The 13,623-nt window shown below is 59.0% G+C and carries 9 protein-coding genes; 7 read left to right on the forward strand and 2 right to left on the reverse strand.

Features of this window, described 5'->3' with window-relative positions:
• Positions 1-339 precede the first annotated feature (339 nt).
• From purU to HDC32_RS25720, 6 genes are read left to right on the forward strand one after another with little or no spacing between them, the layout of a single operon-like run.
• Complete coding sequence (purU, locus tag HDC32_RS25695; protein ID WP_090402534.1) at positions 340-1,206, forward strand: formyltetrahydrofolate deformylase; 867 nt, start codon at positions 340-342, stop codon at positions 1,204-1,206.
• On the forward strand, positions 1,203-2,108 hold the full coding sequence (folD, locus tag HDC32_RS25700; protein ID WP_184746045.1) for a bifunctional methylenetetrahydrofolate dehydrogenase/methenyltetrahydrofolate cyclohydrolase FolD: 906 nt from the start codon (positions 1,203-1,205) through the stop codon (positions 2,106-2,108). Before purU ends, folD begins: the two co-directional genes overlap by 4 nt.
• Entirely contained in the window at positions 2,090-3,331 is a 1,242-nt protein-coding gene (locus tag HDC32_RS25705) for an FAD-dependent oxidoreductase (protein WP_184746047.1), read from the forward strand. Before folD ends, HDC32_RS25705 begins: the two co-directional genes overlap by 19 nt.
• A 13-nt stretch (positions 3,332-3,344) precedes the next feature.
• The gene (locus tag HDC32_RS25710) at positions 3,345-3,644 is read left to right on the forward strand and encodes a sarcosine oxidase subunit delta (RefSeq protein ID WP_065939715.1); all 300 of its coding nucleotides are present in this window, start codon (positions 3,345-3,347) and stop codon (positions 3,642-3,644) included.
• Positions 3,641-6,538 (forward strand): 2Fe-2S iron-sulfur cluster-binding protein, encoded by a 2,898-nt coding sequence (locus HDC32_RS25715; protein WP_184746049.1) that lies wholly within the window; start codon positions 3,641-3,643, stop codon positions 6,536-6,538. The genes HDC32_RS25710 and HDC32_RS25715 overlap by 4 nt, the downstream gene beginning before the upstream one ends.
• Before the next feature lie 3 nt (positions 6,539-6,541).
• Positions 6,542-7,108, forward strand: a complete 567-nt coding sequence (locus HDC32_RS25720) for a sarcosine oxidase subunit gamma (RefSeq protein WP_184746051.1) — start codon at positions 6,542-6,544, stop codon at positions 7,106-7,108.
• Here HDC32_RS25720 and HDC32_RS25725 read toward each other — a convergent pair.
• Complete coding sequence (locus HDC32_RS25725) at positions 7,096-8,502, reverse strand: cytosine permease (RefSeq protein WP_184746053.1); 1,407 nt, start codon at positions 8,500-8,502, stop codon at positions 7,096-7,098. The two genes, HDC32_RS25720 and HDC32_RS25725, sit on opposite strands and share 13 nt — an antisense overlap.
• 322 nt (positions 8,503-8,824) lie before the next feature.
• Here HDC32_RS25725 and HDC32_RS25730 point away from each other — a divergent pair, with 322 nt between their 5' ends.
• Positions 8,825-9,310, forward strand: coding sequence for a flavin reductase family protein (locus tag HDC32_RS25730; RefSeq protein WP_115489020.1), 486 nt, complete (start codon positions 8,825-8,827; stop codon positions 9,308-9,310).
• Positions 9,311-9,370: 60 nt separating this feature from the next.
• Here HDC32_RS25730 and HDC32_RS25735 read toward each other — a convergent pair whose 3' ends face one another.
• Positions 9,371-13,423 (reverse strand): PAS domain S-box protein, encoded by a 4,053-nt coding sequence (locus HDC32_RS25735; protein ID WP_184746055.1) that lies wholly within the window; start codon positions 13,421-13,423, stop codon positions 9,371-9,373.
• Positions 13,424-13,623 lie beyond the last annotated feature (200 nt).

The raw sequence follows: 13,623 nt of genomic DNA on the forward strand, positions 1-13,623 counted from the left end.
AACTCGCGATACACCTGAAGCACAGAGATTCAACTGTGGGAGGGGGCTTGCTCCCGATAAGGGAATGTCAGTGAATGCATTTGTCATTGACCCACCCTTATCGGGAGCAAGCCCCCTCCCACATTTTTGACTGGATTCGATGCCGTCCTGTCCGCTAAAAATTCCCCTCAGTTAAAAAACTTTCCCAAAACCCCTAGACGCCCTGCCCCCATTCCCCTATAAAGCCAATTCAGGAATATTTTATTCCTCACAAGAAAATGCGCTCAAGGAATGAGCCTGCTGTCCTCAGACATTTTTTCGCTATGCGATGAGCTGCCGCCATCATCCCGAGGACGTGTCATGCAACACGAAAAAAACCATTTCATCATCAAGGTGACGTGCCCCGCCGTGTCCGGCATCGTCGCTGCCGTCACCACTTACCTGGCGGACAAGGCGTGCTACATCGGGGAAATGGCGCAGTTCGACGATGACTTCAGCGGCCGCTTCTTCATGCGCGCCGTGTTCCGCTTCAACGATGGGCACACAGGGGACCTGCAAGAGATCAGAGACGGTTTCGCCGATGTCGCCCAGGCCTTCGACATGCAGTGGGAGCTGTACGACACCCGCGAGCCGATGCGCGTGATGCTGATGGTGAGCAAGTTCGACCACTGCCTCACCGACCTGCTCTACCGCTACCACAAGGGCGAGATGGACATGACCATCACCGCCATCGTCTCCAACCACCTCGACCTGCGGCCGATGGCCGAGCGCGAGGGCATTCGCTTTATCTACCTGCCGGTGTCCAAGGACAACAAGGCCGCGCAGGAAGCCGAGTTGATGAAGATCGTCGATGACACCCGCACCGAGCTGGTGGTGTTGGCGCGCTACATGCAGATCCTCTCCGACGACCTGTGCCGGCAACTGTCGGGGCGGGCGATCAATATCCACCATTCGTTCCTGCCCGGTTTCAAGGGTGCCAAGCCCTATCACCAGGCGTATCAACGCGGTGTGAAGTTGATCGGCGCCACCGCGCACTATGTGACCAGCGACCTGGATGAGGGCCCAATCATCGAGCAGGAAGTGCAGCGCGTCGACCACGTGTACAAGCCCGACGACCTCGTCGCCATCGGCCGCGACACCGAAACCGTGGCCCTATCCAAGGCGGTCAAGTACCACCTGGAGCACCGGGTCTTCCTCAATCAGGACAGAACGGTGGTGTTCCGGTGAACGCGCATAAACTGATCGACGGCAAAGCCGCCGCCGCGCGAGTGCTGCTGCAAGTGCGCGAGGACGTGGCGCGGCTGCATGGGCAGGATATTCAACCGGCGCTGGCGGTGATCCTGGTGGGCAGCGACCCGGCCAGCCAGGTTTATGTGCGCAACAAGATCCTGCGCGCCGAAGAGGTGGGCATCCGCTCCGTGGAGCATCGCCTGCCCGGCGATACCAGCACCGAACAATTATTGATTCTGATCGGCCAATTGAATGCCGACCCGGCGATCCACGGCATCCTCCTGCAATTGCCGTTGCCGGCGCAGATGGACGAACTGCGCGCCCTGGAAGCCATCGCGCCGGAGAAGGACGTCGACGGGTTTCACAGCCAGAACGTCGGCGGCCTCAGCCAGGGCCGCGCGGTGCTCACGCCATGCACCCCGAGCGGTTGCCTGTATCTGTTGGAGCAAACCTGCGGCGACCTGCGTGGCAAACACGCGGTGGTGATCGGCCGTTCGAACATCGTCGGCAAGCCCATGGCCGCGCTGCTGCTCAAGGCGGATTGCTCGGTGACCGTGCTGCATTCACGCAGCCACGATGCCCAGGCCCTGTGTCGCCAGGCCGATATCGTGATCGCCGCCGTGGGCCGCGCCCGCTTGATTGACGCGAGCTGGTTGAAGCCCGGCGCGGTGGTGATTGATGTCGGTATTAACCGCATCGACGACGACGGCCGCAGCCGCCTGGTGGGTGATGTCGACTTCGACAGCGCCCTGCCCCATGTCGCCGCCATCACCCCGGTGCCCGGCGGTGTCGGGCCGATGACCATTGCCTTCCTGATGAAAAACACCGTGGCCGCCGCTCTGGCGCAACACCACGCCCTACGCAGCCAATCGGAGGCCGTATGCCATTCAATCTATTGAAATACGGGCTGAGTTCGGAGTACCCGGTGGAGGTGGACCTGCCACCGCCCAAGGAACTCAAGTCGAGTTACGACGTGGTGATCATCGGCGCCGGTGGCCATGGCCTGGCGACGGCCTACTACCTGGCCAAGTACCACGGGATCACCAATATAGCGGTGCTGGAAAAGGCCTACCTGGGCGGCGGCAATACCGCGCGCAATACGGCGGTGATCCGCTCCAACTACCTCACCAGCGAAGGCGTTCGTTTCTACGCCGAGTCGGTGAAGATGTTCCTGTCGCTGTCCAACGAGTTCGATTTCAACATCATGTACTCCGAGCGCGGCCAACTGACCCTGGCCCACACCGACGCCACCGTGCGTTCGTTCCGCCAGCGCGCCGAGGTCAACAAGCACTTCGGCGGGCGTACCGAGATGATCGACCGCCAGCAGATCCGCGAACTGGTGCCCAGCCTCAACCTCGACCCCGGCCACTTGCCGGTGCTCGCCGGGCTCTGGCATATCGACGGCGCCACCGCACGCCACGATGCCGTGGCCTGGGGCTACGCCAAGCAGGCGGCCAAGCGCGGGGTGGAAATCCACCAGCTCACCGAAGTGCAGGACCTGGTGATCGAAAACGGCACCATCACCGCGGTGAAAACCAATCGCGGCACCATCCGTTGCGGCTGCGCGGTGCAGGCGATTGCCGGGCACAGTTCGCTGCTGATGGCCAAGGCCGGTATCCGTTCGCCGATCCAGACCTTCCCGTTGCAGGCCATGGTCACCCAACCGTTCAAGCCGTTCCTCGACCCGTTGGTGAGTTCCTCGGCCCTGCACTGCTACGTGCAGCAAACCAGCCGTGGCGAAGTGGTGTTCGGTGGCGGTTCCGACCCGTACCCGCTGTTCAACACGCGCTCGACCCTGGACCTCAAGGAAAGCCTGTTGGCCCATGCCATCGAGATGTTCCCGTTCCTGGCCAACGCCAAGTTGATGCGCCAGTGGGCCGGGATCACCGACATGACCCCCGACTACAGCCCGATCATGGGCCTGTCGCCGGTAAAGAATTACTACCTCGACGCCGGCTGGGGCACCTGGGGCTTCAAGGCCACGCCGATCTGCGGCAAAACCATGGCCGAGCTGGTCGCCAGCGGCGGCAAGGTGCCGGACTTGATCAAGCCCTTCGGCCTCGAGCGCTTTTCGACCTTCCAGCAAGTCAACGAAATGGGCGCCACAGCGGCCAGCCACTGACGGAGAGCAGACGATGAAAATCATGATTTGCCCGCTCAACGGGCCGCGCAATATCAGCGAGTTCACCTACGGCGGTGAATTCAAACCGATGCCCGACCCGGTGACCTGCAGCGATGCCGAATGGGCCGACTACGTGTTCAACACCGACAACCTCGCCGGTGTGGTGCGCGAATGGTGGATGCACACGCCGTCCAGCTACTGGTTCCTCGCCGAGCGCCATACGGTCACCGACGAGATCGTGCGCACCTTCGATCCGCGCGAAGTGTTCACCACCCGCGTCGATTTCACCACCGCCAAGGAGATCGCCGGATGAACCGCCTCCCCGCCCCCATGGGCTTGCTGATCCAGCGTGACCAGCCACTCGATTTCAGTTTCGACGGCCTGCCCTACCAAGGTTTGCAGGGCGACAGCATCGCCAGCGCGCTGCTCGCCAACGGGCGCTTCCTGATGTCGCGTTCGTTCAAGTACCACCGCCCACGCGGCCCATTGACCATGGCCGGCCATGACGCCAACAGCCTGGTGCAACTGCCCCGCGAACCCAACGTATTGGCCGATGCCCATGCGCTGTCCGCCGGCTTGGCGGTGACGGCGCAGAACGTCAACGGCTCGCTGGACAACGACAAGGACGCCTACCTGGGCAAGTTCTCCAAGTTCATGCCGGTGGGTTTTTACTACCGTTCGTTCTACAAGCCCAAGGGCATGTGGAAAGTCTGGGAGCCGATCATCCGCAAAAAGGCCGGCCTGGGCGTGCTCGACCTGACGTTCCAACCCGAGTACTACGACAAGGCCTACCTGTTCACCGACCTCGCCGTGATCGGCGCCGGCCCCGCTGGCTTGCAGGCCGCGCTGACCGCCGCGAATGCCGGCGCCAAGGTGTTGCTGATTGAGCAGCAGCCGATCCTCGGCGGGTCGCTGACCTACGCGCGCTTCGATATTGCCGGCACCCGCGCCGACACCTTGCGCCGCGAGTTGCTCGGCGCGGTGCAGCAACACGCGAATATCCAGGTGCTCACCGACGCCACCTGCAATGCCTGGTTCACCGACAACTACCTGCCGGTGATCCAGGGCAAGCGCCTGTACAAAGTGCGCGCGCAACAGTGCCTGGTGTGCAGCGGTTCGTTCGACCAACCGGTGGTCTTCCGCAACAACGACCTGCCGGGGGTGATGCTCACCAGCGCCGCGCAACGCCTGATGAAGCTGTATGCAGTCAAGCCCGGCAAGCGCGCAGTGGTACTCACCGGCAACGATGACGGCTACCTCGCCGCCCTCGACCTGCATGACCAGGGCGTGGACGTGGCCGCCGTGATCGACCTGCGTCACGCCCCGGCGGACAAAGCCCTGCCGGGCGCCCTGGCCCAGCGCAAGATCCCGTGCCTGAGCAACAGCACCGTGTTCGAAGCCCTGCATGAAAAAGGCCTGCGCCATGTGAAAGGCGTCGACGTGCGCCAGATCACCGGCCAGGGCCAGGTCAGCGCCAGCGGGCAAGTGATCGACTGCGACCTGTTGTGCATGTCGGCCGGTTATATGCCGGTCTATCAGCTGCTATGCCAGGCCGGTGGCAAGCTGGCCTATGACGACTCGCGGGCGGAGTTCAGCCTCAGTGGCCTGCCGCGTAACCTGGGCGTGGCCGGTTCCGTACAGGGGCGCCATCAACTGGACAATGTGCTGGCGGATGCGACCAACGCCGCCGCCGACAGCCTGCTCGCCCTCGGTTTGAACAGCGCCGGCTCGCCTGCAGCGCTGCGCAGCGAAGCTCAGGTCAACTTCCACTGGCCGATCTTCCCGCACCCCAAAGGCAAGGATTTTGTGGATTTTGACGAAGACCTGCAGGTGGCGGACATCGTCAACGCCACCCGCATCGGCTACCGCGATGTGCAGTTGGTCAAGCGTTACTCCACGGTCGGCATGGGCCCGTCCCAGGGGCGTCACTCGGCGCTGCCGACCGCACGGCTGGTGGCCTGGGCGACCCAGCGCACTATCAGCGAAACCGGGGTCACCACCGCACGGCCGCCGTTCGTGGCGGAGAAACTCGCGCATGTCGCCGGGCGCGCCTTCGACCCTTACCGCCAAACGCCGATGCACGCACGCCATGTGCAAGCCGGAGCGAAGATGATGCCCGCCGGTATCTGGCAGCGCCCGGCCTATTACGGCAAGGCCGAGGACCGCGAAGCATGCATGCAGGCCGAAGCGCTGCACGTGCGCAACAAGGTCGGGCTGATCGATGTGTCCACACTCGGCGGCCTCGACGTGCGCGGCCCGGACGCCGCCGAATTGCTCAACCGCATGTACACCTTTGCGTTCCTCAAGCAGCCGGTGGGCCGTTCGCGTTATGCGCTGATGACCAACGAACACGGCGTGGTGATCGACGATGGCGTGTGCGCGCGGCTGGCCGACAACCATTTCTACGTCACCGCCACCACCAGCGGCGTCGACCGCATCTACCAGCAGATGCTCAAGTGGAACGCGCAGTGGCGCCTGGACGTGGACGTGACCAACGTCACTGCGGCGATCTGTGCGGTGAACGTCGCCGGGCCGGATTCGCGCAAGGTGCTGGAGCAGGTGTGCAGCGACATCGACCTCAGTGCCGAAGGCTTCCCCTACCTGGGCGTGCGCCAGGGTACGGTGGCCGGGATCAAGGCACGCTTGCTGCGGGTGGGGTTCGTCGGCGAATTGGGCTATGAAATCCACGTACCGGCACGCCACGGCCTGGCGTTGTGGGACGCGTTGATGACGGCCGGCAAGGCCTTTGACATTCGCCCCTTCGGCGTCGAAACCCAACGCCTGCTGCGCCTGGAAAAAGGCCACGTGATCATCAGCCAGGACACTGACGGCATGACTCACCCGGCAGAAATCGACATGGGCTGGGCGGTCAACCGCAACAAGCCATTCTTCGTCGGCCGCCGCTCGGTGGACATCCTCGAAGCCCAGCCGCTGAAACGCAAACTGGTGGGCTTCAGCCTGCCCAAGGGCAGTGTGCAACCGCTGGAAGGCCACCTGGTGCTCAACGGCGCGGACATCAGCGGCAACGTCACCTCCTGCGAATACTCCACCAGCCTGGGCCGCATCATCGGCCTGGCCTACGCCGGGATCGACCAGAGCACACCGGGGCAGCGCATTCCGATTCGCGTCGAAGGCGGCATCGTCGTCCAGGCCGAGGTGGTGCAACTGCCGTTCTTCGACCCCACCAACCAACGCCAGGAGGGTTAAGCCATGACCAGTCTGAAAGCCCACGAATTGTTCACGCCGCCCTGCCAGCTGCAGGACCAGACCGACCTGCCCCGGGTCGGCTTTCGCGGCACACAAAGCGCCGAGTACCTCACGGCGCGCGGCTTCACGTTGCCGGGCGCGCCCAACCAAGCCAGCGCGCAAGCGGACGGCAGTTGGGTGGCGCGCCTGTCCCAGAACGAATACCTGCTACTGGGCAGCCCGCAGGATCAGGGGCAGCGGATTGCCGATGAAGAAGCGCGTTGGGAACTGGACCACCGCGCCAATTACCTGCTGCCGCGCCAGGACAGCCATGCCTGCGTGCTGCTCAGCGGTGGCGTGATTGCGCAGGTGATGGCCAAGCTGTGCGGGGTGGATCTGAGTTTCCCGGCCTTTAAGCCGGGGACGGTGGCGCAGACGTCGGTGGCGCGGGTCAATGCGATTGTCATCCACACAGGGAGTGTGGAGCTGCCGGCGTTTCATATCCTCTGGGATCGCGCCTCGAAGGCATACTTCGAGGGCGCGTTGCGGGATGCGTTGGAGGAGTTCGGCGGGGTGGGTCAGTCGGTGTAGCCCAACCGCGCCGCCCTGACCTTTTGGGTGTGTTGACGTGTCGCCAGGCAGTAATACAACGGGCACGTCACCACCAATCCCACCAGCCACGACAAGTCCGCGCCTTCCACCAGGTTGGCCCACGGCCCCACATACAGCGAGGTATTGGCAAACGGCAGTTGCACGATGATGCCGATGAAGTACGCCACGATCGCATGCAGGTTGAAACGCCCATACACCCCGCCATCCGCCCGGAAAATCGAGGCAATGTCATAGACCCCGCGCTTGATGATGTAGAAGTCGATCAGGTTGATTGACGCCCACGGCACCAGCACCAGCAACAGCGCGAGGATCAGGCCGATAAATTGCGAGATGAAGTCCGCCGAGGCGCCCAAGGCGACTACGCAGCAACCGGTGAGGATCACGCCTGAGAGCGCCACGCGCACCTTGATGCTCGGGGTCCAGTGACTGGCGAAGGTCTGGATCGAGGTGACGATCGACAGCACCGCACCGTACAGATTCAGGGCGTTGTGGCTGATGATATTGAGCAGGAACAGCACCATCAGGATTGGCCCCAGCCAGCCGGTGGCTTGCTTGACCGCGACCATGGCTTCGGTGCCTTCTGGCGTGGCCAGTGCGGCAACCAGGCCAAAGGCAAAGGACAGGATGGTGCCGAGGGTGGCGCCCAGGTAGGTCGCAATGAACGGCCGGGTGATGCCGATATCCGCCGGCAGGTAGCGCGAGTAGTCGCTGGTGTAGGGCGAAAAGCTGATCTGCCAGATCACCCCCAGCGACACGGTGGCCAACCAGCCAGCGGCGTTGAAGCCACCACGGGTAAGGAAGTCTGCCGGCAGGTCATGGGCAAAGATGTAGATAAAACCGGCCAGCAACGCGCTGCCCATCACCCAGGTGCCGATGCGGTTGAGGGTATGGATAAAGCGGTAGCCGATCACGCCGATGGCGGTGGCGCTGAGGGCGCCGATCAGGATGCTCGCCGGCACCGGCACCGACGGTGCGATGCCGACGATGGACTTGCCGGCCAGGACGATATTGGAGATGAAAAAGCCGATGTAGATCAGTGCGGCGAAGAACACGATCAGCAGCGCGCCGTAACGGCCGAACTGGCCACGACTCTGCACCATCTGCGGGATGCCCATGCGCGGGCCCTGGGCCGATGCGAGGGCAATCACGATGCCGCCGAGCAGATGCCCGAGGGCAATCGCCAGCAGCCCCCACGCCAGATTGAGATGGAACACCTGGGCGACCATGGCACCGGTGACGATCGGCAGCGGTGCGATGTTGGTGCTGAACCATAAGGTGAACAGGTCGCGGGCCTTTCCATGGCGCTCTGCGAGGGGGACGTAATCGACCGTGTGATGCTCGATCAGGGGGTCTTGCCGGGACATCTGGGGCATGGAAATGAACTCGCGTTTGTCTGATCTTATAGTTGTTTGACGCCAAACCGGGGGAGCTCTCTGGCCGCCCCTCAGATGAACACCATATTATGGTATTCCAACATTTTCACAAGACTGATCCGTAGTTTCAGCACGCATCTGATCCGCAAGTGTGCCACAGGGCACCCTGTTATTTCCTACCATGGCTCCCGTATTTATTGGCTATAAGCCCCAGGATTGACGTTCATCGGGCGACTGAAAAAGCGGTTGCATCAACTGTATTACGGTATACCATCAGACCTACAAACTCATAAAAACCGCTTTACCCGCAGAGGACCGCCCCATGATCGATGCCGCTATCTACAAACAAGTGATGGGTTCGTTTCCGTCCGGGGTCACCGTGATCACCACGCTCGATGACGACGGGCAAATCGTCGGGCTGACCGCCAGTGCCTTCAGCTCACTGTCCATGGACCCGGCCCTGGTGCTGTTCTGCCCCAACTACAGCTCCGACTCGTACCCGGTGTTGATCAAGAACAAACGCTTTGCCATTCATGTGCTTTCCGGTGGGCAGCAAACCGAAGCCTATGCCTTTGCGCGCAAGGGCAAGGACAAGGCCCAGGGCATCGAATGGACGCTCAGTGAGTTGGGCAACCCGATCCTGGCCAATGCCACGGCGGTGATCGAGTGCGAGTTGTGGCGAGAATATGAAGGCGGCGATCACGCGATCATGGTCGGCGCAGTGAAAAACCTGATCGTGCCCCGACAGAACGCCGGGCCACTGGTGTATTGCCACGGCAAGATGGGCGCGTTGCCGATGCCGGCCTGAGCAACACCTATCATTCTGTGAGAGGGGGCTTGCGCCCCCGATGGCGGTGAAACAGCCAGCTTATTCGTTGTAAAAGGCTGTTTTTAATCGTTCGTTGCTATCCCTAAACAACTTTTCCAGTTCATCCAGGGTTTCTTCTGGCAATAACTGCGCCCCGTCAGCGTGAAGCCTGGCCTTGGCCATATTTTCTAATACACCTGCCCGCCGCGCGAGTGCTACGGCACCGAGTGTATCTGCTACGCCCCTGATCGCATGGCATGCCTTGGCAATGTCATCAGCACTGCCGTCCATAGAAAGCTTCTTGAGATTACCCAGCAATCTCTCCCCCTCCAGACTGAAGCTATCCAAAGCCGCTCGGTAGACTTCGCGAAGCCCTCCCAGGCGCTGGAGAACCTTCACCATGGGCTCGGTAATCTCGTGTCGGTCGAGCTCATTTGTCTCAACAGGGCGATCCGAACCGCTCTCTTGCTTCGCGGTGAGCCTGAGTAGCAACGGCACAACCTGCGTCATATCAATTGGCTTACCCAGATGCTCATTCATACCGGACGCCAGGCACTCGCCTCGGTCTGAGTCTGATGCATTGGCGGTCATGGCAAGAACGGGAAGTGAGGTGAATCGACTGTCTGATCGAATACGGCGTGTCGCTTCCATCCCATCTATATCTGGCATTTGCACATCCATGATAACCGCATCAAACTCGCCGACCGACCTGGTAGCCAGCTCCACACCCTCCAAGCCACACACCGCCATGGTCACTCTTGCCCCTTCGGCTGTGAGCAAGTCATTTATGATTTGTCGATTTAACTCATTGTCCTCCACCACCAACAAACGCAAACCCAATAACGGAAAAGCTGCCGGTTCCTCTTCAACCCTACTGCGTGGCGCAGGTGCATTACCGAGCACTTTTTGAATCGCACTGAAAAGCTGCTGTGGCGTCACCGGCTTAGTGAGGAAGTCTTCGAACGGAGCGTCTTTTTGAGCGATCACATTCTCCAATTCTTCACGACCGTAGGCCGTGACCATCACAATAACGGGAGGCTTTTGAGTACAGGGCGCATTTTTAATTGCTTTTGTCGTAGCCAATCCATCCAGATCGGACATTCGCCAGTCCATGATCACTGCGTCGAAAGGTTCGTTCTTTGACTGAGTCAACCGTTCGACGAGGGTCCTCGCATCCGCGACATACACCGCTTCCCATCCAAGCGCTTCAATAGTTTGAGCCAGGAGCCTGCCTGATAAAATATTGTCGTGAGCCACTAAGATGCGGCGTTTTCGCCTTGAAAGTTTCTGCACCGCGATAAGAGGCGTCTCGTCAGCCATGGTGAGGGTGAGATCGAACCAAAACGTGCTGCCCTTTCCTGGCTCGCTCTCGATGTTCAATTTTCCGCCCATCAGTTCGACAAGATGCTTGCAGATTGGCAACCCGAGTCCGGTGCCACCGAAACGACGTGTTATGGACGCTTCGGCTTGTGTGAACCCTTCGAAAATATGCGTAAGGTGGTCAGGGCTTATACCAATACCTGTATCGTTGATAGAAATGCGCAGGGTGATCTGGTTCTGGTCACGCGCGAGTTCGGTCAACTTCACTAACACATAACCTTCTCGCGTGAACTTCATCGCGTTACCCGCTAGATTAATCAGAATCTGCTGCAGGCGAAGTTGATCCCCGATCAAGACACCAGGTAATTGAGGTGAAACTTCATACAACAATTCAACTTCGTTGTTTTTGAGGTTGCCGGAAAGGACAACGGCGAGATCGCGCATTAGTTTTTCCAGGCTGAACGGATGCAGGTCGAGTTCAAGTTTTCCGGCTTCGATCTTAGAAAAGTCCAGTATGTCATTCAACAATGCGAGCAAAGCGCGAGCAGCCGTCTGGGCTTTACTCGCATAATCATCCTGTTGTGTATCCAGACCTGCTTTACGAAGCAGTTGCAGCATCCCCAGAACAGCATTCATCGGGGTGCGGATTTCATGACTCATATTGGCGACGAACTGGCTTTTGATGGAACTTGCCTGCTCTGCTTGCTGCTTGGCGTTAAGCAATTGAGACTCGAATTCCTTGCGTTCAGTAATATCGAAGTTGACCCCGGTTATTCGAGTCGCTTTTCCCTCAGAATTACGTTCAACGTAAGCCCCGGCTTGTACATAACGAATAGAGCCATCAGGCCGAAGTACTCTAAACACAGGTTTATATTTGCTGTTTCCATTTATAGCGGCTTCGAGGCTTGCCTCAGTCGTTAAAATATCATCCGGATGTATACGCGACCGCCAGTGACCATACAGCTCACCGCTGTGGTTCAGACTATCAGGCAGGTCATAGAGGCTGAACATCCGATCGTTCCAGTCCACTACATCGTCACCCAGCAACCAACTCCAGATCCCCAGCTTCGCCGCTTCGGCGGCGAGGACAAGTTGATCGCGCGCCGCAGCAAGGTCGCGCCGCTGAATCTGCTGTTCGGTAATATCCGTGGCGATTCCCACATACCCCAAAATTTTCCCCGTCCAATCGCGTATGGTGGTGACGATCAGGGAAACGGTCAGGTGGGTGCCGTCCTTTCTGACATAGGTCCATTCACGTGTTTCAGAACCCACAGCCTCTGGTACGCTGACAAAAACTCGAAACCCACTGACGGGTTGATTCATTTGCGCACTCAGAACGCATGCGCGATCAGCCACCTCCTTTGCCTGATGAAACAGTTGAGGTGTCGCCACACCCACCACCTCATCCTCTTCATATCCCAGCATCTGCTGAGCCCCTGTATTAAATAGCGTAATGACGCCCTCTCCGTCCGTTGCGATGATTGAGACTTCAGAGGCTGCTCGCAGAACATTGCTTAATAATAAATGAAGTCTGGACACTTCCTCATCAGCGGCCCGGCGAGAGGTGATATCGATACGTAGCGCGATGTAGCGTTCTATTGCACCCGATGAGTTAAAGCTGGGTGCGACGAAAGTATCAAACCAATGCAGACTTCCATCACGCGCGCGATTGCAAATGTCACCACGCCAGGCGATGCCTCTGTTTAAGTCAGCCCACATCTCTTGCCAAAACGTCTTCGGGTGCACCCCCGAGTCGAGCACCTGGTGATCCTGCCCCAATAGTTCTGCTCGCGTAAATCCATGCGTTGAACAAAAGTGCTCATTGACGTCATTAATCAAACCTGTGGCGTCAGTGGCTGAGTAGAGTAACTGCTCGTTGATGGTACGTAGCAACAACTCGTTTTCACGCAGCGCTCCTGCCAACTTGATCTGGCTCTCGTGGAGTTCTGAGATGTCATGAACTATCACGAAAAACCCTTTAACCTCACCTTGTGAGATATCAGGCAGATAGTGAGCCAGCGAGTGGCGAATTCTTCCGTCTGGTCCGGGAATCTCTCTTTCGAACGTCTGAGGTTCACCGAGTAGTACACCCTCAATATAGCAACGGTTAGCCTGAAATAACTTTTCTCCCAAAACGTCCTGCATTGACCGACCGGGCAATGTCAACGGATCAATACCAAACCAAATAAAATAAGCATGGTTGGCAACGCGGTTTATCAGTTGAGCATCCCAGTAACTGATCATAGACGGTACGCCATCCAGAACCGTGCGCATAGCACGCTGTGCCGTCTCCAACTGCAACGTTCTTTCGTTGACCTGGTATTCCAGTCTGGCATTGGCCTCCAATACCTGAGCCTTAGCCGCCGTCTCCAAAGAAATATCTCTTACCGTCGTGGATGCCCCAACGATACACCCGAAAGAGTCGTAGACCGGAGATACCGATATGGAGACCTGGATGACTTGACCATCCTTGCGATGACGCGAGGTATGAAAGTTCTCAATTCGTTGCCCGTTGGCAATCCGCGTCAGAAATTCTGCGTCTTCATGATGAAACTCTGGCGGTGTTATTAATGAAGAAAGAGAGCGCCCCAACGTGTCACAAACGGTATACCCAAAAAGTTGTTCAGCGCCCCTGTTCCAACTAATGACGATGCCGCTTACATCATTAAAAATAATACAGTCATGGGAGCTTTCAACAACGGCAGCCAGCCACAGTCTCTCCTCTAGAAACTCACGGCGTCGTTGCTGGCTCATATTCCAGAAGAATGCCAGGATTGCCAGGATTGCACTCATTAACACGCCAACGATGGCGAGTGCGCTGACAGGTACCAAAGGAAGTCGGTCCGAGAAGTGAGGATATATGCTAAAGGTTAACTTCCAGACTCTCCCATTAAAGGTATGAATCGCCCCGGGTTTCGTAGACACCTCCATGCCTTAAACTGAGGCCAATCAGGAGGTGCCATGAGCAACCCACGTTATCCCGAAGAGTTCAA

Source organism: Pseudomonas sp. JAI120, assembly GCF_014207255.1.
Lineage (GTDB): Bacteria > Pseudomonadota > Gammaproteobacteria > Pseudomonadales > Pseudomonadaceae > Aquipseudomonas.